Source organism: Pseudoflavonifractor sp. An176, from assembly GCF_002160435.1.
GTDB lineage: Bacteria > Bacillota > Clostridia > Oscillospirales > Oscillospiraceae > Enterenecus > Enterenecus faecium.
This window is the reverse complement of sequence record NZ_NFKO01000032.1, coordinates 1-22,076: the sequence shown is the minus strand read 5'-3', so window position 1 is coordinate 22,076 and position 22,076 is coordinate 1. Positions and strand designations below refer to the sequence as shown.

The 22,076-nt window shown below is 60.0% G+C and carries 18 protein-coding genes; 11 read left to right on the top strand and 7 right to left on the bottom strand.

Annotated elements, in window-relative coordinates; genetic code table 11:
• Nucleotides 1-416 precede the first annotated feature (416 nt).
• The 11 genes from B5F12_RS10165 to B5F12_RS10125 all read left to right on the top strand — a co-directional run bounded on the left by B5F12_RS10165 (nt 417) and on the right by B5F12_RS10125 (nt 11,517).
• Complete coding sequence (locus tag B5F12_RS10165) at nt 417-1,220, top strand: sirohydrochlorin cobaltochelatase (RefSeq protein WP_087234018.1); 804 nt, start codon at nt 417-419, stop codon at nt 1,218-1,220.
• A gap of 9 nt (nt 1,221-1,229) precedes the next feature.
• Nucleotides 1,230-2,432, top strand: a complete 1,203-nt coding sequence (gene hemA, locus B5F12_RS12215; protein WP_275532706.1) for a glutamyl-tRNA reductase — start codon at nt 1,230-1,232, stop codon at nt 2,430-2,432.
• A complete protein-coding gene (locus tag B5F12_RS12210) occupies nt 2,429-2,875 on the top strand; it encodes an NAD(P)-dependent oxidoreductase (RefSeq protein ID WP_242954943.1) in 447 nt (148 codons plus the stop codon). The genes hemA and B5F12_RS12210 overlap by 4 nt, the downstream gene beginning before the upstream one ends.
• On the top strand, nt 2,872-3,747 hold the full coding sequence (gene hemC, locus B5F12_RS10155) for a hydroxymethylbilane synthase (protein WP_087234016.1): 876 nt from the start codon (nt 2,872-2,874) through the stop codon (nt 3,745-3,747). The genes B5F12_RS12210 and hemC overlap by 4 nt, the downstream gene beginning before the upstream one ends.
• Complete coding sequence (cobA, locus tag B5F12_RS10150; protein ID WP_087234014.1) at nt 3,744-5,225, top strand: uroporphyrinogen-III C-methyltransferase; 1,482 nt, start codon at nt 3,744-3,746, stop codon at nt 5,223-5,225. Before hemC ends, cobA begins: the two co-directional genes overlap by 4 nt.
• A gap of 18 nt (nt 5,226-5,243) precedes the next feature.
• Nucleotides 5,244-6,227 (top strand): porphobilinogen synthase, encoded by a 984-nt coding sequence (hemB, locus tag B5F12_RS10145; protein ID WP_087234012.1) that lies wholly within the window; start codon nt 5,244-5,246, stop codon nt 6,225-6,227.
• Nucleotides 6,224-7,516 (top strand): glutamate-1-semialdehyde 2,1-aminomutase, encoded by a 1,293-nt coding sequence (gene hemL, locus B5F12_RS10140; RefSeq protein ID WP_087234010.1) that lies wholly within the window; start codon nt 6,224-6,226, stop codon nt 7,514-7,516. Before hemB ends, hemL begins: the two co-directional genes overlap by 4 nt.
• A gap of 26 nt (nt 7,517-7,542) precedes the next feature.
• Nucleotides 7,543-8,715 carry a tRNA uracil 4-sulfurtransferase ThiI gene (gene thiI / locus B5F12_RS10135; RefSeq protein ID WP_087234008.1) on the top strand — a complete coding sequence of 391 codons (1,173 nt, stop codon included), beginning with the start codon at nt 7,543-7,545 and terminating at the stop codon, nt 8,713-8,715.
• A 203-nt stretch (nt 8,716-8,918) separates the two neighbouring features.
• Nucleotides 8,919-9,119, top strand: coding sequence for a helix-turn-helix transcriptional regulator (locus B5F12_RS10130; RefSeq protein ID WP_087234006.1), 201 nt, complete (start codon nt 8,919-8,921; stop codon nt 9,117-9,119).
• 28 nt (nt 9,120-9,147) lie between these two features.
• Nucleotides 9,148-10,314 (top strand): HNH endonuclease, encoded by a 1,167-nt coding sequence (locus B5F12_RS11775; protein WP_143482378.1) that lies wholly within the window; start codon nt 9,148-9,150, stop codon nt 10,312-10,314.
• Nucleotides 10,315-11,517, top strand: coding sequence for a DNA cytosine methyltransferase (locus tag B5F12_RS10125; protein ID WP_087234004.1), 1,203 nt, complete (start codon nt 10,315-10,317; stop codon nt 11,515-11,517).
• Between the two features lie 1,036 nt (nt 11,518-12,553).
• On the opposite strand, the gene B5F12_RS10115 is transcribed toward B5F12_RS10125, so the two are convergent.
• The 7 genes from B5F12_RS10115 to B5F12_RS10090 all read right to left on the bottom strand — a co-directional run bounded on the left by B5F12_RS10115 (nt 12,554) and on the right by B5F12_RS10090 (nt 21,461).
• Entirely contained in the window at nt 12,554-14,647 is a 2,094-nt protein-coding gene (locus tag B5F12_RS10115) for a PTS transporter subunit IIABC (protein ID WP_087234000.1), read from the bottom strand.
• On the bottom strand, nt 14,647-15,543 hold the full coding sequence (locus B5F12_RS10110) for a PRD domain-containing protein (RefSeq protein WP_087233998.1): 897 nt from the start codon (nt 15,541-15,543) through the stop codon (nt 14,647-14,649). The genes B5F12_RS10115 and B5F12_RS10110 overlap by 1 nt, the downstream gene beginning before the upstream one ends.
• Nucleotides 15,544-15,817: 274 nt before the next feature.
• Nucleotides 15,818-15,955, bottom strand: coding sequence for a FeoB-associated Cys-rich membrane protein (locus B5F12_RS11770; RefSeq protein WP_143482377.1), 138 nt, complete (start codon nt 15,953-15,955; stop codon nt 15,818-15,820).
• A 10-nt stretch (nt 15,956-15,965) separates the two neighbouring features.
• Complete coding sequence (gene feoB / locus B5F12_RS10105) at nt 15,966-18,383, bottom strand: ferrous iron transport protein B (RefSeq protein WP_087233996.1); 2,418 nt, start codon at nt 18,381-18,383, stop codon at nt 15,966-15,968.
• A 617-nt stretch (nt 18,384-19,000) separates the two neighbouring features.
• Nucleotides 19,001-20,854 carry a heavy metal translocating P-type ATPase gene (locus tag B5F12_RS10100; RefSeq protein ID WP_087233994.1) on the bottom strand — a complete coding sequence of 618 codons (1,854 nt, stop codon included), beginning with the start codon at nt 20,852-20,854 and terminating at the stop codon, nt 19,001-19,003.
• Between the two features lie 14 nt (nt 20,855-20,868).
• Nucleotides 20,869-21,087, bottom strand: a complete 219-nt coding sequence (locus B5F12_RS10095) for a heavy metal-associated domain-containing protein (protein ID WP_087233992.1) — start codon at nt 21,085-21,087, stop codon at nt 20,869-20,871.
• Nucleotides 21,084-21,461, bottom strand: a complete 378-nt coding sequence (locus B5F12_RS10090) for a metalloregulator ArsR/SmtB family transcription factor (RefSeq protein WP_087233990.1) — start codon at nt 21,459-21,461, stop codon at nt 21,084-21,086. The genes B5F12_RS10095 and B5F12_RS10090 overlap by 4 nt, the downstream gene beginning before the upstream one ends.
• Nucleotides 21,462-22,076 lie beyond the last annotated feature (615 nt).

Sequence of the window (22,076 nt, the reverse complement as noted above, 5' to 3'; positions counted from 1 at the left end):
CGAAACCTGGAGAAACGTGCACTATCCCGGCAGTAATAGAGAAAATCAGAGCTTTTTACTCCCTTGGTATGGTACTTGCTTTTCGGCCCGGCCTGAGAACCACCGCAGGCCCAGCCTCGTACCCCAGGGAGGTCCTTAGGGGGGAACGCCCTAAGCGGGTTTTGGTTCCTTTTGACCGAGCAAAAGGAACCCCCAGCGGGGAGCGTCCCCACCAGGCCGGAGGGCTGGAATCGAACGTGGAGAAGAGCAGGCCCTCTTCCTCTCTCCACAGATACAAAACAATATACGTTTACACCACGGTGGAAGCCCCATGGCTTCCACCGTTTTTCACTCTTTTATAGGGAAAAGGGGTGGACAGGCGGGGAAAATATAGTATACTGGAATGTGAATGCTCTGCGGGGAGAGGAGGAACTGGCATGGAACACCCCGCCGCGGTTTTGGTGGTGTCCTACGGCACCAGCCAAGTCTCCGCCCTGCCCACTCTGGCCAATCTGGCCCGGGAAATCGGGGCGGCCTTCCCCCGCCTGCCCCTTATCCACGCCTTTGCCCACCCCCGACTCCGGGACGCCCTGGTTCGAAATGGCGGCCCCCGGGTTCCCCTGGTGTCCGAGGCCCTGGCCCAGCTCGCCCAGGACGGAGCCCGCCACGTGCTCATCCAGCCCACCTATCTGCTGTTTGCCGGGGAATACCAGGCCATGGTAGCCCAGCTGGAGCCCTACGCCCAGCGGCTGGACCTGTGGGTGGGCCAGCCCCTGCTGGCCACGCCCCAGGACATCGAGGCCGTGGCAAAAGCCCTGCCCACCTGTCTGCCTCCCCTGGACCCCCAGGAGGGGGCGCTGTTTCTGGGCCACGGCGCCAGCCATGAGGCCCACGGGGTCTATGCCCAGCTGGAACAGGCCCTGCACCGCCAGGGCCACACCCGCTATTTCGTGGGCACCCTCCAGGACGGTCCCACCCCGGCGGAGACCGCCCGCCGCATCCGTGAGGCCGGGGCCGTCACCCGGCTCCACGTCCACCCCCTCATGGTGGTGTGCGGCGTCCACGCCACCCGGGACCTGCTGGCCGGGGAACAAAGCTGGTGCGGACAGCTGGAGCGCCTGGGGGTTCCGGTGTCCGCCGTCTCCCAAGGGCTGGGGGACTGCCCTGCCATCCGCCGCCTCTTTGTGGCTCACGCCCTGGAGGCAGCAGGGAACGAATTTTTCACTCAGAGAGAGAAATGAGGATCCTCTATGCTCGTTGTCATGTCCAGCCTGGAACACCATCTGGCCCCCATCGACCTGCGGGAGGCCCTGTCCTTCACCGCCACCCACGTGCAGAGGCTGGACGCCCACATCGCCCAGCTGCCCAACATCCACGGCTGTGTGATTTTGTCCACCTGCAACCGCACGGAAATCTACCTGTGCTGTGCCGACACCTGCCACCCGGGGCAAATGCTGTGCCACGCCGCCGGGGTGGAGTTTGCCCCCTTCTCCGCCGCCTTTGTCACCCGCCAGGGCGGGGAGGCGGTGGAACACCTGATGCAGGTGGCGGCGGGTCTGCGCTCGAGAGTATGGGGCGAGGACCAGATTCTGACCCAGGTCAAGCGGGCCATCACCCTGTCCCGGGAGGCGGGAGCCGCCCACCCCATGCTGGAGACCCTGTTTCGCTCCGCCATCTCCGCCGGGAAGGAGATCCGCTCCACCGTGCGCCTGACCTCCCTGCCCACCTCGGCGGCCAGCCAGGGGGTGGCCCTGCTGCGCCAGCACCTGGGCAGCCTGGAGGGAAAGCGGGCCATCGTCATCGGCAACGGGGAGATGGGCAAGCTGTCCGCCCGGCTGCTTCACGAGGCCGGGTGCCGGGTGATGGTGACCCTGCGCACCTACCGCCACGGGGAGACCGTGGTCCCCTCGGGCTGCGAGGCCCAGCCCTATGACCGCCGCTTTGAGCTGCTCAGCGGGGTGGACATTCTGGTCTCCGCCACCGCCAGCCCCCACTACACCGTCACGGTGGAACAGCTGGAACCCGTGGCCCAGCTGCCCCAGGTGATGGTGGATTTGGCCATCCCCCGGGACATTGAGCCCCAGGTGGGGCAGCTGGAGGGCGTGAAGCTCTTCAACGTGGACGACCTCATGGACACCGCTCCCCTCCACACCGTCCCTCCCGAAGTGACGGAAATTTTGGACAAGCACCAGCGGCAATTTTATCGCTGGCTCAATTATAAGGTCAGCCTCCCCGTGCAAGAGGAGCTGAAGCTGTCTATTGTCCAGCGCCTGGCCGCCGCTCCCCAGCTCCAGGAGGAGGAGCTGGACCAGGAGGAGGTCATCGCCCTGACGGTGCAGCGCACCGTGGAGCTGCTGCTGGGCGGCCTGCCCACGCCGCCGGACCCGGACAGCCTGCGCCAGTGCGCCCAGAAAATCCGGGCCCACACCACGGGAAAGGGGGCCCCGTCATGAGCGGCTACCCCCGCTTTCCCCTGTTTGTCGACCTGACGGGCCAGAAGGTGGTGTTGGTGGGCGGCGGCAAGGTGGCCCTGCGCCGGGTCCGTACCCTGCAACAGTGCGGGGCGGATGTGGTGGTGATTGCCCCCACCCTTCACCCGGACATGCCAACGGTGACCCACATATCCCGCCCCTACCGCCCCGGCGACTTGGAGGGGGCCACGATGGCCGTGGCCGCCACCGACTGCCGGGAGACCAACGGGCAGGTGGCCCAGGAGGCCCGAGACCGGGGCATCCCGGTGAGCGTGGCGGACGACCCCACAGCGTGCACCTTTTTCTTCCCCGCCCTGTGCGTGGGAGAGGGACTGGTGGCGGGGGTGGTAGGCGACGGCTCCGACCACGCCAAAACCGCCCGCTGTGCCCGACAGATGCGAGAACTCTTGGAGGACTCTATATGAAAATACGCATTGGAAGCCGAGACAGTCGGCTGGCCGTGATACAAAGCGAGATGGTCATTGATTCCATCCGGGTCTATGACCCCACCGCTGAGGTGGAGCTGGTGACCATGAAGACCACCGGCGACCTCATCTTGGACCGCCCCCTGAGCCAGATTGGCGGCAAGGGGCTGTTTGTCAAAGAGCTGGACAAGGCACTCCTGGAGGGCCGGGTGGACTTCACCGTCCACTCCAGCAAGGACCTGCCCATGGATATTCCCCCCGAGCTGCCCCTGGTGGCCTTCTCCCACCGGGCCGACCCCCGGGACGCCCTGGTGCTCCCCCAGGGGGTGGACACCCTGGACCCCACCCGCCCCATCGGCTGCGCCTCCCTGCGCCGCACCCTTCAGCTCCGTAAGCTGTTCCCCCACCACCAGGTGGCCCCGGTGCGGGGCAACGTGCAGACCCGGCTAGCCAAGCTGGACCGGGGCGAGTATTCCGCCCTAGTACTGGCCTGTGCCGGGCTGGATCGGCTGGGCCTTGAGAATCGCATTTCCCGCCGCTTCCCGGTGGAGGAGATGCTCCCCGCCGCCGGACAGGGCATCTTGGCGGTGCAGAGCCGGGCGGATGTGGACACGTCCTGCCTGTCCGGCTTCCATGACCCGGTGGCGGCGGTGTGTCTCACCGCCGAGCGGGCCTTTGTGGGCGCTTTGGAGGGGGGCTGTTCCTCCCCTGTGGCCGCCCACGCCACCGTGGACGGGGACACCGTCACCCTCACCGGGTTCTATGTGGACCGTGAGGGTGAATCTTACATCGAAAGCAGCTGCGCCGCCTGTGCCGACGCCCGGGAGCTGGGGGCAGAGCTGGCGGTGCGTATGAGGAGGGACCACCCATGATGGGACATGTGACTTTGGTGGGAGCAGGCCCCGGCGACCCCGGCCTGCTCACCTTAAAAGGAAAAAAAGCCATTGAGAATGCCGATGTGGTGGTATTTGACCGCCTGGTGAGCCGGTCAATCCTGGCCCTCATCCCCCCCACCGCCAAGGCCATTGATGTGGGCAAGCGGGTGAATGTGCACCCGGTGCCCCAGGAGGAGATCAATCAGATTCTCCTGCGGGAGGCCCTGGGGGGCGCCAACGTGGTACGCCTCAAGGGCGGCGACCCCTTTCTCTTTGGCCGGGGCGGCGAGGAGCTGGAGCTGCTGGCCCAGCATCAGGTGCCCTTCCAGGTGGTGCCTGGGGTCACCTCCGCCCTGGCGGTGCCCGCCTACGGCGGCATTCCGGTGACCCACCGGGACTGCTGCTCCTCCCTGCACATTGTCACCGGACACCAGCGGGCGGGAAAAGAACTGGACATCGACTTTGACGCCCTGGTGGCCACCCGTGGCACCCTGGTGTTCCTTATGGGCGTGTCCGCCCTGCCCCAGATTTGTGAAGGGCTTTTGAAGGCGGGCATGGACCCCAACACCCCCGCCGCCATCGTGGAACGGGGCACCACTCCCGCCCAGCGGCGCATCAGCGCCACCCTGTCCACCCTGGCCCAGGCCGCTCAGGACCACCAGGTGGTGAGCCCCGCCATCAGTGTGGTGGGTGGGGTGTGCGCCCTGGCCGATTCCTTCGACTGGTTCGATGCTCTGCCCCTCAAGGGCCGCACCTTTGTGGTCACCCGCCCCGCCGCCCACAAGGGCACCCTGGCCCAGGGCCTGCGGGAGCTGGGGGCCAAGGTGTGGGAGTACCCCTGCATCCACACCACCCCCATCACCCCCTGTCCTCCCCTCACCGCCGCCCTGGAGCGGCTGGAGGCCTACCAGTGGATTGCCTTCACCAGCCCCGTGGGGGTACAGATATTTTTCGATGCCCTACACGGGCAGGGCAAGGACAGCCGGGCTCTGGCTGGCGTGAAGCTGGCCGCCATCGGACCCGGCACCGCCGCCGCTTTGAAGAAGTACGGCCTCACCGCCGACTATGTCCCGGCGGTGTACTCTGCCCAGGATTTGGGCCAGGGCATCCCCGCCACGGGGACGGTGCTGCTGCCCCGGGCCCAAGAGGGCTCTCCCCTCCTCACCCAGGCGCTCACCCAGCGTGGCATTTCCTATGAGGAAATCGCCGTGTACACCACTCACTATGATAACCCCCGCTCCCCGGAGCTGAGAGAGGCGCTGGAGGCGGGCCAGCTGTCCTACGTCACCTTCACCTCCGCCTCCACCGTGAAAGGCTTTGTGGCCTCGGTGGGGGAGGACGCCCCTCTGGGCAACATCACGGGTTTGTGCATCGGCGCACAGACCGCCCAGGAGGCCCAGCGCCACGGTATCCCCGTTTTGATCGCGGAGGAAGCCACCATTCCCGGCCTGCTGCGGCTGGCCCAGACTTTGTAATAGAAGGAGGAATTCCCAATGGAACTCACTCATAGACCCCGCCGCCTGCGCACCTGTCCCGAGGTGCGCAGCCTGTGCCGGGAGACCCGGCTGTCCCCCGACAGCCTCATCTACCCCATTTTTGTGGATGAAACCCTCCAGGGCACCCGCCCCATCCCCTCCCTGCCCGGACAGTTTCACTACGGCCTGGACAGCGTGTGTCAGGCGGTGGAGGAGTGCCTGGCCCACGGCGTGACCAAGTGCATCCTCTTCGGCCTCCCCGCCCACAAGGATGAGATCGGCTCCTCCGCCTGGGACGACAACGGGGTGGTGCAGCAGGCCATCCGCACCATCAAGGAAACGTACCCCCACTTCTACGTCATCGCCGACGTGTGTATGTGCGAGTACACCAGCCACGGACACTGTGGCATTCTCTGCGGGGAGCACGTGGACAACGACGCCACCCTCCCCCGGCTGGTGGACATCACCCTGTCCTATGCCCGGGCCGGGGTGGACATGGTGGCCCCCTCCGACATGATGGATGGCCGCATTGGGGCCATGCGGAAGGCCCTGGATGAGGCCGGGTTTGTCAACCTGCCCATCATGGCCTATTCCGCCAAGTACGCCTCCTCCTTCTACGGCCCCTTCCGGGATGCCGCCGGCTCCGCCCCCTCCTTTGGGGACCGGAAGGGCTACCAGATGGACCCCCATAACGCCCGGGAGGCCCTGCGGGAGTGCGCCCTGGACGTGGAGGAAGGGGCAGACATTCTCATGGTCAAGCCCGCTCTGAGCTATCTGGATGTGCTGTATCGGTGCAAGCAGGCCTTCAACCTGCCCATGTGCGCCTACTCTGTCTCCGGGGAATACGCCATGATCAAGGCCGCCGCTGCCGCCGGACTGGTGGACGAATATAAAATGATGTGCGAGTCGGCCCTGTCCATCTATCGGGCGGGGGCGGACATGCTCATCACCTACTCCGCCAAGGAGCTGGCAGACGCCATGAAACGGGGGGACATCGGATGAATCTCCACAATTCCGAAGAACTCTTTGCCGCCGCCTGTCAGGTACTCCCCGGCGGCGTCAACAGCCCCGTGCGGGCCTACCGCTCCGTGGGGCTCACCCCCCGGTTCATTCAGCGGGCCGAGGGCAGCTCCATCTATGATGTAGAGGGCCGCCGCTACATCGACTACGTGTGTTCCTGGGGCCCCATGATTTTGGGCCACAACCACCCCGTCATTCGGGAAGCGGTGGAAAAAGCCGTGGTGGACGGCCTGAGCTTCGGCGCCCCCACCCCCCGGGAGGTGGAGATCGCCCAGCTGATGGTGGAGATGGTGCCCGGGCTGGAGATGGTGCGCATGGTGAACTCCGGCACCGAGGCGGTGATGTCCGCCCTGCGTCTGGCCCGTGGAGCCACGGGCCGGGACAAGCTCATCAAGTTTGAGGGCTGCTACCACGGCCACAGCGACTGCATGCTGGTCAACGCCGGGTCCTCCGCTCTGGCGGGCGGCCACCCCTCCTCCTCCGGCGTGCCCGTGGGGGCCGCCCGTGACACCCTCACCGCCCAATTTAACGACCTTGCCAGCGTCCAGGCCCTTCTGGAGGCCAACCGGGGCGAAGTGGCCGCCGTCATCGTGGAGCCGGTGGCCGCCAACATGGGGGTGGTGGGCCCCGCCCCCGGCTTCCTGCAGGGGCTGCGGGAGCTGTGCGACCAGCACGGCACCCTGCTCATCTTTGACGAGGTCATCACCGGGTTCCGTCTGGCCCCCGGCGGCGCTCAAGAGTATTTTGGCGTGAAGGCCGACCTGGTCACCTACGGCAAGATCATCGGCGGCGGCATGCCCGTGGGCGCTTACGGCGGCAGCCGGGCCCTCATGGAGCACGTGGCCCCCTGCGGCCCGGTCTACCAGGCGGGCACCCTCAGCGGCAACCCCGTGGCCATGGCCGCCGGTCTGGCCCAGCTGCGCTATCTCCACGACCATCCCCAGGTGTACACCCACATCAATGACATGGGAGCCTCTCTGGCCCAGGACATGGGCAAGCTGTGTGAGAAGTCCTCAATTCCCGTGGCCATCAACCAGGTGGGCTCCCTCCTCTCCCCCTTCTTCACCCCCACCGAGGTGTCCACCTTTGTGGATGCCAAGGGCAGCGACGTGGGGATGTACGCCCGCTACTTCAGCGAAATGCTCCAGCGGGGCATCTACCTGGCCCCCGCCCAGTTCGAGGCCATGTTCCTCTCGGACGCCCACAGCGGGGAGGATTTGACCGCCACTCTGGAGGCCTTCCAGCAGACCCTGGAAGCCCTGTCTCACTAACATCACCACTCATTGGAGGTAACAATATGAAAGAAATTATCCTGCTCAAGCAGGGCGAAATGGTACTCAAGGGCCTCAACCGCCGGGCCTTTGAGGAGAAGCTCATGGGCAACGCCAAGCGGCGGCTGAAAAAGTACGGCTCCTTCAAGGTGTACACCCGCCAGTCCACCACCTACATTGAGCCCCAGGACGAGTTCTGCGACTTTGAAGGGGCCTGGGAGGCCATGGGCAAGCTGTTTGGCGTGGCGGGCCTGTGTCGGGCCCGGGCCTGTGCCAAGGACAAGGATGCCATTCTGGAGTGCGTCAAGGAGTATCTGGGGGACCAGCTGGCCATGGCCCGCTCCTTCAAGGTGGAGACCAAGCGGGCGGACAAGACCTTCCCCATGACCTCCATCCAGCTGTCCCAGTACGTGGGCGGCGAGCTCCACGACGCCTACCCCCACCTGATTGCCGACATGCATCACCCCCAGTTCACCGTCCACGTGGAGGTGCGGGACTTTGACGCCTTTGTCCACGCCAACCCCACCGAGGGTGCCGGCGGTCTGCCCATCGGCGTGGGTGGCCGTGCGTTGTCCCTGCTGTCCGGCGGCATCGACTCCCCCGTGGCCTCCTGGATGATCGCCAAGCGGGGCGTCATCGTGGACATGATCCACTTCTACTCCTACCCCTACACCTCCCCCGAGGCCAAGGAAAAGGTGCTGGACCTGGCCCGGCTGCTGGTGCCCTACACCGGAAAGACCTGCGTGCATGTGGTGCCGTTTACCAAGATTCAGGAGGAGCTGCGCCGCTCCTGCCCCGAGAACCTGTTCACCATCCTCATGCGCCGCTTTATGATGCGCATTGCCTGCCGGGTGGCGGAGAAAAACGGCATTCAGGCCCTGGTGACGGGTGAGTCCGTGGGCCAGGTGGCCAGCCAGACCCTGGAGGCCATGGCCTGCACCAACGCCGTGTGCACCGTGCCCGTGCTGCGCCCGGTGGTGGGCATGGACAAGGAGGAAATCGTGCGCATTTCCCGCAAGATTGGCACCTTTGAGACCTCCATCCTCCCCTATGAGGACTGCTGCACCGTGTTCACACCCAAGCACCCCCGCACCAAGCCGAAGGTGGAGGAGCTGGTGGAGGCCGAGCAGAACCTGGACATTGACGCTATGGCGGAAGAAGCCGTGGCGGGCATTGAGCGAGTGCTGCTGGATTTCTAATGAAATTGCAAAATACCGCACCGAGATGGCCGAAATATCTCGGTGCGGTATTTTTATGCCTGCTCTCAATTCTGAATGAGTACAGGCATACGCTTTCTTTACTATAAATTTGAGTATGCAAAGAATTTCTTTGCACGCGCTTGTATTCATTTTTAATTTAATGTATACTCTATAAAAGACGTCCAGTGTAGGGAGGCAAAGTTATGTCTGTAAACTATGACAAGCTGTGGAAACTGCTAATTGATAAGAAAATGAAGCGCACTGATCTACACGAATTAGCAGGAATTAGCACTACAACGATTGCCAAGCTTGGAAAAGGCGAATATGTCTCTATGGAATGCATGAACCGTATTTGTTCCGCTTTAGGGTGTGATATTGGAGATGTTATGACATTCACATGCTAAAACATCGGCCGCAAGGGAGGGATATAAGATGTGGCGTTGGGATCAAGGACGCTTGCTTTATTTCCAATTTGATGTTCTTAGAAATATTGCTAAATCGTTAGTTAAATTTGACGGCGTAGATATATCAAAATGTGAAAAACTCTTTAGAGAAACACTTATGAAAGAAACTGGTATGCCCTTTTTACCTAATCACTATACTGTCAAGAGAAACTATTCACGAGTATTCCAATGTTCTTTTTTAGCAATATTTAGTGGCAATCGCTTAATTGTTACTGATATTTGTCGTGATTTGGCAAACGCAAATGGGAACATTAAAAGTGTAGATGACTACTTGTTTAATTATATATGTAGATTTCGCTTTCCGTTTCCTGCATTTGACAATTATGACACAGTCCAACAGCGAATCTATCCTTTTTGCGCAATCATGAAATTATTGATTGCACAACGTGAAAATGGACTCGAGTCCAAATTATCGCTAGATGATATTTTTAAATATATTATAGGAAATAGTTGTACTGGGTTTGAAGATATTGAGTATTATAAGCGGATTTTGCCTGTTCATTATGACTATACAGATACTGAAAGACGCCAGCTTCGGGAAATGGTTATTTTCATTAGTCAGCTAAGCGTGTTAAAGGTATATGATGGATATTTGTTTCTTGACGAAATTAGTGAGAGTGCCAAAGACGAAATGTTGGCAAAGTTTTTACAACCCGAAAACAGAGCTTCAAAGCCTGATAGAGTGGAAGAATTTCTTGAAATGACTTCCCTCGGACACAAAATTATTGTACCAACATTTGAAGTATTTGCATCTGACCCCTCTGATATAGAGTTTATTGAAGGCAATAGAAAACGCGTTGAGCACTTCCGCGTTGAACGAAGTGGATTACTCAGGAAATATTACAGACAAGTGAATCCACAACCAGTATGTTGTGCATGTGGTGCCGATATGAGCCAAAGATATCCTTGGACCGAGTATATGTTGGACATTCATCATTTGCTCCCGCTTTCATCTACCGTTGCAATCTCTACACGCGGGACATCATTAAATGATATTGTTGGATTATGTCCTTCTTGTCATCGGGCAATTCATGTTTACTATCGTTACTGGCTAAAAAAGAATAATCAAGCAGATTTTATTTCAAAACAAGAAGCACATGATGTATTCATCCAAGCAACTAGGGAGATCGCATAAATGAAGGTAAACACAAACAAAATACCCCTGTCAGAGCAGTATCAAATTATACACCAGGCAGAGCAAAACAAACTAAAACTGTCTGAATTATTGGCCCAAAAAGGGCTTTCATATGATTCATTATCATACGAGGAAAATCCAGAGTTAGATGATGATTGCTTACGCCCGATTGAAACATTAGATAATATTCAAAAATCTACAGATAACATTCCTGCGGTTAGTTTCTTTTCTGGTGCAGGTGGATTTGACATAGGCTTTAGTTATGCTGGTTTTAACAATATTATATCGGTTGAATTCAATGAGATTTTTTGCAATACTTTGCGAAAAAACGATCCTCAAAAAATTGTAATTGGCCCTCCCTATTATTCGGGTGATGTAAGCAAAAGGGAAGAACTTGCCAATATTCTGATTGAACACGGCGTTACCGAGAATTTCCCTGGAGTATTTCATGGGGGACCTCCTTGCCAATCTTTTAGCATTGCTGCCAACCAACGCTTTAGTAAAGAAGATGATAATTTTAAGCGTAAAGGCTTTGATGACGAAGAAAAAGGAACTTTAATCTTTGACTATATTTGGTTTATCAAAAAATTCCGTCCAGTTGCTTTTTTGATAGAAAATGTTTCAGGTATCATGGAATGTGACACAGATGGCAGAATACAAAAGGCACTAAATGAATTATCCAATCTTGGATATTCCATTACATCTCCACAGGTTTTAAATGCAGCAAACTATGGTGTTCCACAAAATCGGCTGCGTTGGATTGTCGCTGGTACACGTTATAACAAAACAATTAACCTGCCCAAGCCAAACCAAACAGTAACTCCCTGTGGATCAGTTTTTCTTAGAAACTTAGATGGTGTAGAAAATCACATTACACGAGAACATACAGCACAATCCATTACCCGTTATATGAAACTTGCCTATGGAGGAAGGGATAAATTGGGAAGGGTTGATAGGCTCGATCCTAGACTTCCCTCCAAAACAGTTATAGCTGGTGGAACAAAGGGTGGCGGTCGTTCTCATCTCCATCCTTTTTCTCCTCGTACACTTTCAGTACGTGAATGCGCGAGATTGCAGACATTTCCTGATAATTATATTTTTACAGGATCGAATGCAAGACAATTCACACAGGTTGGTAACGCCGTACCTCCGTTGCTAGCATATAAGCTTGCCTTGGCAATAAAAAAATCCGTATTTAAATAATCTATTCAACCCGAAATATCTTCGGTCTATTTTTCTTTCACACCAGAGGTTAATCACGTGTCCTTTAAAAAGACGGTGCAGACCACCTATCAGTCTGCACCGTCTTTTTTCATACAACAGCCTTTTTACCCCCTTGATTTTCTCTCATGGGGTCCCTTTCCCTGCTCCTTGCGTCGGTCGGCGGTGTCTTGCACTGCCTGCGGCAGCCATAGGCAATGGCAGTCATCCAGAGGGATGGGAATTTCCTGAATCGAATCCCCCGGGGACGGCCGTTTCAAATGGTCGGGCAAATACGTCAGCCCCACTTCCCGCAGGGACAAAACGCCCTCATGCAGCCATCCCACCGGCTGATTGTCGCAGTACAGGCAGTAGCACCCAAACATCTTTTTGACCCGGACATTTAATCCCTGCAACGCATCCAACCACGTCTGAACAACTCCATCCTCTGGATATCCCATTCTTTTTCCTCCTTTTCCAGTAATCCTGACAACTTTCGGTTTATCTATCCTGATTATACCTCATTTTACTCTGTCAGCACAGGGGTGTGTTTGCAACGTACGGAAATTTCGCCTTTGTAGTTCCCCGATTCAGGCTTGCCCAGCCCGCTGCTTTCCTGGCATTGCCCTGATGGATTCGGGAGGGGCAAGCCCCTCCCCTACCACAGCGACCTGGCTCCCGGCGGCGGGAACGCCGCTTCTCCAGGGCAGGCCCGGAGGTGAAAACCGCCTGGCCATAGGGCCAGCTACCCAAGGTGGCCTGGTGTGGTGGCAGTACCAGGAGCCACAGCAAGGGTGACGGGCCGAATCCAGACTTGACGCATTCCCGGCCTCGTACCCAAGGGGGGTACCTAGGGGGAACGCCCTAGGCGGGTTTTGGTGACTTTTGACCGGGCAAAAGTCACCCCCAGCGGGGAGCGTCCCCGCCAGGCTGGCAAGGCGGAGAGAAGGCCGGGAAGAGGTCAATTTTTCAGGCCGTGAAGCATAGCAAAAGGAGCGCCGCAGCTGCGGCGCTCCTGTTCTGATATCTCTATGGGGTTTTAGTGAATATCCAGCACGTCGGTGCCGTGCTCCACCTGGCCCTCAGTCACCAGCTGGCAGGTGTCGAAGTCGTCCACGTTGCCCACCACCACGGGGGTGATGGTGCGGTAGCCCGCCTCCTGGATGGCCTTGCGGTCCATGGTGCCGATGAGGTCGCCGCAACGTACCTTGTCGCCCTGGCGAATGGTGAGCATGAAGGGCTTGCCCTGGAGCTGTACCGTGTCGATGCCCATGTGCACCAGCACTTCCAGGCCGCCGTCGGTCTGGATGGTGAAGGCGTGCTTGGTGTCAAAGACCATGGTCACTTCGCCGTCCACGGGGGAATACACCTTGTCGTCGTCAGGCTCCACGGCGAAGCCGTCGCCCACCATCTTCTCGGAGAACACGCCGTCGCCCACCTGGGACACGGGGATGACCTTACCAGTGAAGGGGCTGGCCACCATGCCGCCCTTCACAGCGGGAGCGGCCTCGGTCTTGGCCTCCACAGCGGCAGGCTCCTGATAGTTGGCCAGGTAGCTCTCCACATTGGAGCGGATAACGGATACTCGAGGACCGTACACGATCTGCACGCCCTTACCGGCCACGATGACGCCGGAAGCTCCGGTGGCCTTCAACACGGCCTGGTCCACCTTGGCGCCGTCCTTGACGGTGCAACGCAGGCGGGTGATGCAGCAGTCCACGTCGGAGATGTTGTCCTTGCCGCCCAGACCACGGACAATTTCCGCGCTGAGGGTGTCGTCACTGTTGCCGCCCTTGGCACCCTCTGCGCCCTTCTTCTGGGCGTCCACGTCCTGGCGGGTGTACAGCTTGATCTCGCCGGCGTTCTCCTCACGGCCGGGAGTCATGAAGTTGAACTTCTTGATCATGAAGGAGAACACCAGGAAGTAGAGCACGAAGTAGACCGCGCCCACGATGACCACCCAAATCCAGCTGGTCTTGGCGTTGCCCTGCATGATGCCGAAGAGGGTCAGGTCGATGAGGCCGCCGGAGAAGGTCATACCCACGCCCACGTTGAAGATGTGCATGAGCATGTAGGCAGCACCGGCAAACACGCAGTGGACGATGTACATGGCGGGAGCCACAAAGAGGAAGGTGAACTCCAGGGGCTCGGTGATACCGGTGATCATGGAGGTGAGAGCGGCGGAGAGCAGCAGGCCGCCCACCACCTTACGGTTTTCCGGCCGGGCGCAGCGGTACATAGCCAGAGCAGCGCCAGGCAGGCCGAAGATCATCAGGGGGAACTTACCGCTCATGAAGCGGGTAGCAGCCACGGAGAAGTGCTCAATGCCGGGGGTAGCCAGCTCGGCAAAGAAGATGTTCTGAGCGCCCTCCACCAGGTGTCCGGCCACGGTGGCGGTGCCGCCCACAGCGGTCTGCCAGAAGGGGATGTAGAACACGTGGTGCAGGCCGAAGGGGATGAGGGCACGCTCGATGAAGCCGTACAGCCAGGTACCGGCGTAGCCGCTGGCCAGCACAAAGCCGCCCAGGTGGTTGATGCCAGTCTGGATGGTGGGCCAGATGTAGTACATGGCGATGCCCACCACCAGGTAGGTGGCGGCGGAGATGATGGGGACGAACCGGGTGCCGCTGAAGAAGGAGAGCACCTGGGGCAACTGAATCTTATAGAACCGGTTGTGCAGGGCTGCCACACCCAGGCCCACCATAATGCCGCCGAACACGCCCATTTGCAGGGAGTTCAGGCCCACCACAGTAGCGGTGGCGCCGGACAGGTCGGGGGCGCCGAAGGCGTTGATCATGGCCCCTATGGTGGCGTGCATCACGAAGAAGGCGATGGCTGCCGACAGGGCCGCCACTTCCTTCTCCTGCTTGGCCATACCGATGGCCACGCCCATGGCGAAGATCAGAGGCAGGTTGTCAAAGACCACCGAGCCAGCGGCGTTGAGCACCTGCAAAATGGCGTAGATGAAGGTGCCGGGGCCCATGATGCCCATGAGGCCGTAGGTCTCCAGCATGGTGGTGTTGGTAAAGGACCCGCCGATGCCCAAAAACAGGCCCGCTACGGGCAGGATGGCGATGGGCAGCATAAAGGAGCGGCCCACCCGCTGCAATACGCCGAATACTTTGTCTTTCATCAGAAATTCTCCTCCTTTGCTTGTCCCATGGCCAGGGCCAAGCGTTGTAAATGAACGGTCAGAAAGGTGAGTTCCTCGCCGGGCAGATCCAGGTCAAAAACCCGTTTCAGCCGCTCCTTCACCCGCAGGGCGCAGGCAAAGGCCTGGGGATAGTGCTCTCGGATCATGCCCTGGAAGGTGGCGTCCTCCCGGGCCTGGGGCCTGGGCCGAGCCAACCGCTGGCCCAAGAATTTCAGGTGGGTGATGAGCCGCTCGTAGTCCAGCCCCTGCTGACAGGGGGCGGCCCCGTAGAACTCCGCCACCTCCGCCATGATCTCCCGCACCAGCTCGGTGATGCGCACCATGTCCGACATGCGCCCGTCCAGTTGGGCGTTGACGATGTGCAGGGCGATGAAGCCCGCCTCGTCCTCGGGCAGCTGCACCCCCAAGGCGCTCTCGATGATCTCCAGGGCCATCTGACCCACCTCGTACTCCTGGGCGTAGAAGGTTTTGATCTCCCACAGCAGCTGATTGGGGTAGTACACCCCGTTTTTGTGCCGCTGGAGGGCAAAGGAAATATGGTCGGTGAGGGTGATGTACACATTCCCCGACAGGTGCCGACCCAGCAGACGCTCGGCGCTCTCGATGATCTGGGTGCTCACCTCCAGGTACTCCGGAGGCAGCTCCACCATCAGCTGGGTCAGGCGCTGGGATTGACTGTGGTCTTGCAGGGCGTACACCTTCTCCACCCGGGACGGGGCCACCACGTCCCCTGGGGCTTTTTTAAAGCCGATGCCGGGTCCACGCAGCACCACCTCGTGGCCGCTGCTGTCTTTGGCGCACACAAAATTGTTGCCGATGGCTCGGACAATGCGGTATGCGCCAGGCTTTTGGTTTTCCGGTGGAATGTTTTCCATGTGCTCACCTCCTCTGAGAAAAAATAAAAAGACCAAACCTACAGCGCCATATTGCCATATACGGATATGGTTTCCCACTGCATCGGTTTGATCTTGCCTGCTTGACCAGTCACAAGTCCCTTTGAAATTGTCCAGGGACAGGATAGCGCACTGACATGGGTTTGTCAAGAAAGAATCCTCGAATCCGCAGACTTTTGTCAGCCCACACAGATTCACAGGGTGCATTTTTGTGAAAAAACACGGGCGCGCCCCTGATGGGGTGCGCCCGTGTCCGCTATTTCTTGCCGCAGCGGGAGCAGTCTCCCGAGCAGCCGCTGCACTGGCCACGGAGCTGGCGGCGGATGGTGCGCACGACGTACCACACCGCCCATACCGCCAGGGCCGCCACCAGGGCATAAATCACATATTTCATAGAAAACTCCTTAAAATAGCAGCATTCCCACCTGGAACACCACAAACGACACCAGCCAGGCCGCCGCCAGCTGCCATACGATGGAGCGAGCGGTCCACTTCAAGCTGCCCATCTCCCGCACCATGGTGGACACGGCCGCCACACAGGGCACATACAGCAGGATGAACACCAGGAAGGCGTAGGCGGCTACAGGGGTGTGGAAGGTGCCGGACAGAGCGGTGGCCACCGTAGCCCCGGCGTCCAGAGTGGACACGCCGTAGAGCAGGCACAGGGTGGACACCACCGCCTCCTTGGCCACCAAGCCAGTGAGGATGGCCACAGCGGCCTGCCAGGTGCCGAAGCCCAGAGGCCCAAACACGGGGGCCAGCAGAGAGCCAATGGTACCCAGCATGGAACGGCTGGGCTCTTCCACCATCACCAGGCCGTGGGAGGTGACACCGAAGCTCTGGAGGAACCACAGCACCACGCTCATGGCCAGAATCAGGGTACCCGCCTTCACCAGGAAGCCCCGCACCCGCTCCCACACATGGGTTAGACAGTTTCGGACGGTGGGCAGGCGGTAGGGGGGCAGCTCCAGCACAAAGGCGGCGGGCTCGCCCCGGAACATGGTGTGGCGCAGGATGATGCCGGACACAATGGCGCACAGCAGGCCCAGCACATACAGAGAGAAGATGACCAGACCCGCATGCTTGGGGAAGAAGGCGGCGGTCATCAGGCCGTACACCGGCAGACGGGCGGAACAGGACATAAAGGGCACCAGCATCATGGTCATGCGGCGGTCCTTCTCATTTTCCATGGTCCGCGCCCCCATGATGGCGGGGACGGTACAGCCAAAGCCCATGAGCATGGGGATGAAGGCCTTACCGGACAGACCGAAACGGCGCAGCACCCGGTCCATGATAAAGGCGGCCCGGGCCATGTAGCCGGAGTCCTCCAGGAAGGACAAAAACAGGAACAGCAGGGCAATCTGGGGCAGGAACACCAGCACACCGCCCACGCCGGACAGCACGCCGTCCACCAGCAGAGAGGACACCCAGGGGGCGGTGCCCGCCTGGTCCAAAACGCCGCTGACCACGCCAGCCAGCCAGTCATTGAAGAAGTAGTCCACCCCGTCGGCCAGGATCTGGCCGGGACCGAAGATGATGCCGAATAGGGCCAACATCATCACCAAAAATACGGGGACCGCCAGGAATCGGTGGGTGACAATGGCGTCAATCTTGTCCGAGAGGGTCATGGTGCCCAGGGGCTGGCCCCGCTGCACCCCCACCTTCACCACCCGCTGAATGAAGCGGTAGCGGGCGTCGGCGATGAGGGTCTCCCGGTCACCCAGGGGGTAGGCCTGTTCATAGCTCTGGGCCACCCGGTCCACCTTCCAGCGGGTGGCCTCGTCCAGCCCTAAGGCCTTCTCCACCAGTTCGTCCCCCTCAATGAGCTTGATGGAGGCCCAGTGGGCGGGGATGCCCACGGCGTAGGCCCGGTCGTGGATGAGGGCGTCCACCTGGTGGTGGATGTAGTGGGTAAAGTCGTCGTACAGGTCGTCCGGCTCCACGGTGAAGCCGGTGTGCATCTGGTGGTGGGCCTCCTCCAGCAGCTTCTGGATGTTCTGGCCCGTGCGGGCGGTGATGGGGATGACGGGAACACCCAGGGCCCGGGAAATCCGCACCAGGTCCAGCTTATCTCCCCGCTTCTCCACCTCGTCCATGAAGTTCAGGGCGATGACCATGGGACGCTCCAGCTCCAGAAGCTGGGCGGTGAGGTACAGGTTGCGCTCCAAATTGGTGGCGTCCACAATGTTGATGATGGCGTCGGGGTGCTCCCCCACCACAAAGTCACGGGCCACAATCTCCTCCATGGAGTAGGGGGAGAGGGAGTAGATGCCGGGCAGATCCACAATGGTCACGTCCCGGCCATCCACATGGGCCACGCCCTCCTTCTTCTCCACCGTCACGCCGGGCCAGTTGCCCACATACTGGTTGGACCCGGTGAGGGCGTTGAAGAGGGTGGTTTTGCCGCAGTTGGGGTTGCCCACCAGGGCAATTTTCATCTCCCGCACGTCGTGGTTGTCCTGCTTGCTGCCCCCGTGCTCCCGCTGATGGTGCTCGTGGGCCTGGGTCATCCGCCGCACTGTCTCCTGGTCAGGGGCGGTGTGCTCGGGACGGGTGCCGTGGGGCTCCTCCCCAGGAGCACACAGAAGGATGTTGCAGGCATCCTCCTTGCGCAAAGACAGCTCATACCCCCGGAGATTGACCTCGATGGGGTCGCCAAAGGGGGCAATCTTCCGCACCGTCACTTTGGTGCCGGGAGTCAGCCCCATATCTACCAGCCGACGCTTCACCGGGCCCCGGGGGTTGTTGATGGCCCGGATGATGCCGGATTGACCCGGCTCCAGCTGCTGTAAAGAGAGGTTCTGCTTCTCTTCTTGAACCATACTCGCTCACCTCGTTCTCTTATCATGCTAACTGCGGTATTGTACACCTTCTTACTGGGAATTGCAATGTGCGGAGTGTACGAAAAAGAAAACGCTCCGCTGGGGTCCATTTTGACTGGCCAAAATGGACGAAAAGCCACTTAGGGCGTTCCCCCCTAAGGACCTCCCTTGGGTCAGTAGCCCTAAGCTGTCGGAGCACTCCAAACCGGCCCAGAGATAAGCCGATACTCTGTGCCGCTATATCCGCTACCGCTGCATGTTCTAGTGTGGGAAGCACTTGCCCCAGAAGGACAGGGCCTGCCGTAGGTGGTATATGCCCGCCTGCACCCAATTCAGACGCTGTTACCAAAGAAGCACCATAGTTCTACGCAGAAGATGTCAGCGACAGCGGCGCAAGGAGGACGGCCAATTCCCAATACCTCAGCGTCGGTGTGGGATACTCCAGCGCCATGTAAGGAGACCTCAGGGGGTACCTAGGGGTACAACCCCTAGGCGATTCTTTCCCCCATTTCTCATCGGGGAGAAATGGGGCCCAGCGGAGCGCGCCCCCCGGCTGGCAAGCCTGAAATGAGGAAAAACCCGCTTTCAGCTCTTCATCGCTGAAAGCGGGTCTCTTTTTATATAGACTTTTTATGATACAGCATCCGGCTGGCATTCAAAATGGCGATCACCGCCACCCCCACGTCGGCAAACACCGCCTCCCACATGGTGGCCACGCCGAAGGCTCCCATGGCCAGGAACAGCCCCTTCACCCCCAGCGCAAAGACGATGTTCTCAATGACAATGGCCCGACACTTACGGGCGATAGACATGGCAGTGAGCAGCTTGGCGGGGTCGTCGTCCATGAGCACCACGTCGGCGGCCTCAATGGCGGCATCCGAGCCCATGCCGCCCATGGCCACACCCACGTCCGCCCGGGACAGCACCGGGGCGTCGTTGACTCCGTCGCCCACGTAGGCCAGAGCGGTACCCTCCGGCTTTTGCTCCAGCAGCTGTTCCAGCTGGTCCACCTTGTCCTGGGGCAGCAGCTGGGCGTGGACCTGGTCCAGCCCCAGCCGTTGGGCCATCTGCTCGCCCACCTCCCGGCTGTCCCCGGTGAGCATCACGGTACGCACGCCCTGGGCCTTGAGCTGGGCGATGGTTTCAGCGGCGTGGTCCTTCACCTGGTCGGCAATGAGGGCAAAGCCCAGATATCGGCCCTGGGCCGCCACGTGCACCACCGTCCCGGCGGGGACATCCTGGGCGGGGGTAAAGCCATGCTGCGAGAGAAAGACCGCATTACCCGCCAGCACCTCCACCCCGTCTACCATGGCGCAGACGCCCCGGCCGGGAATCTCCTCCACGTCGGTGACGGTGTGGTCCTTCACGTCTCCCTGCCAGGCACGGCGCAGAGACTGGGCAATGGGGTGGTTGGAATGGCTCTCCGCCAGAGCCGCCCACCGCAGCAGGGGCTCCTCTTCCTCGTCCCGGACCGGATACAGCCCGGAGAGGGCAAATTTTCCCTGGGTGAGGGTTCCCGTCTTGTCAAAGACTACGGTTTTAGTCTTAGCCAGCAGCTCCAGATAGTTGCCGCCTTTCACCAGCACACCCTGACGGGAGGCCCCGCCAATGCCACCAAAGAAGGCCATGGGAATGGAGATGACCAGGGCGCAGGGGCAGGAGATGACCAGGAAGATGAGAGCGCGGCGCACCCATTCCCCCCAGTGTCCGGTAACCAGGCCGCCTACAATGGCCAGAGCCGCAGCGCCCAGCACCACCACCGGGGTATACCAGCGGGCAAAGCGGGTGATAAAGTGCTCCGCCTTGGCCTTTTTGGCGGCGGCATTCTCCACCAACTCCAAAATTCGGGCCACGGTAGACTGGCCAAAGGGACGGCTGACCTCAATGTGCAACAGGCCTGTGAGGTTGACACAGCCGGAGCTGACCTCCTGGCCCTCCTCCACGTCCCGGGGCATGGACTCGCCGGTGAGGGCGGCAGTGTCCAGGGAGGAGGAACCCTCCACCACCACACCGTCCAGGGCGATGCGCTCGCCGGGGCGCACCACCAGGGTCTCCCCCACCTGCACCTCGTCCGGGTCCACAGTGACCTCTTTGCCCTTTCGCAGCACGTGGGCGCTGTCCGGGCGAATATCCATAAGCTGGGCAATGGAGCGGCGGGACTTGTTCACCGCCAGGCTCTGGAACAGCTCGCCCACCTGGTAGAAGAGCATAACCCCCACCGCCTCGGCGTACTCACCCAGCACCAGAGCGCCCAGGGTGGCCACGCACATGAGGAAGTTTTCGTCAAAAATCTCGCCGTGGGCAATGTTGCAAATGGCCTCCCACAGCACATCCCACCCCACTACAAAATAGGGGATGAGGAAGATGGGCAGCCGCCACAGCCCCCACGCCTGGGGGGTGAGCACCGCCGCAATGAGTAGCACGCCCGCCACGAGGATGCGGGCCAAGGTCTGTTTATGCCGTCTGGTCATGGCTGTTCACATCCTCACTTGACGATACGGCAGTGACGCTCCACCCGGGAGATGCACTTCTGGGCCTCCGTCACAATCTCATCAAAGCGGCCGTCCTCCGCCTCCAGGGTCAGCTTCTGGGTCATGAAGCTGATGGAAGCACTGTGTACCCCGGGCAGTTTTCCGATGGCCTCTTCCATCTTGCGGGCGCAGTTGGCGCAGTCCAGCTCCTCCAGTTTGAATACCTTTTTCATACCATTACCCCCTGTTGTTCCATAATATGTTCCATGCCCTGGGCGATGATCTTGCGCACGTGGTCATCGGCCAAGGAGTAATACACCGTTTTCCCCTCCCGGCGGGGCTTCACCAGCCGTCCGCCCTTGAGGATGCGCAGCTGGTGGGATACCGCCGACTGGGTCAGCCCCAGCAGCTGGGCCATGTGGCACACGCACAGCTCCGACTCAAAGAGGGCGTACAAAATCTTCATGCGGGTGGAGTCGCCAAAGAGCTTGAACAGCTCCGCCACGTCGTACAAACACTCGTCGGTGGGCATCATCTCCTCCACCTGTTCCATGTTGTGGCCGTGGCAGCAGTTCTCCTCCTCCAGTTTTTTTCTGTCCTGGTCCATGTCTGCTCCTCCTTTCAAACAACATATGAACATCTGCTCATATATTAGCACATTCAAGTATGGGTGTCAATGGGGCTGGGCGGAAAAATACCACGGATGCAGAGTTAAACCTGCATCCGTTGTTTGTTCGTTCTATGGGTTCTCTATTCCAGCCCTCCGGCCTGGGGGTTCATGTATCTGTCAGGCCCAAAGGCACCTCGGTACAAGGGGAGCTGTCTGCCGTCAGGTAGACGATGGGGTGTTCTTCTAACCACACATGGTTTCGGCTTGCCAGCCTGGCGGGGACGCTTCCCGCTGGGGGTACCTTTTGACCGGGCAAAAGGTACCAAAACCCGCTTAGGGCGTTCCCCCCTAAGGACCTCCCTTGGGTACAAGGCTGGACCTGCGTCAAGCCTAGGTTCGGCCCGACACCCTTACTGTGGTTTCTGTCACTGCCACCACACCAGGCTGTCCTGGCAGCTGGCCCTATGGCTGGGTGCTTTCCATCTCCGGGCCTGCCCTGGTACAGCGGCGTTCCCGCCGCCGGGGGTTTTGCTGCACCATCCTGTTGCGCTGCGGTAAGGGCCGTGGCTTGCCCGGCCCGTTGGTTCCCTTGTATTGCCCTGGGGGATTCGG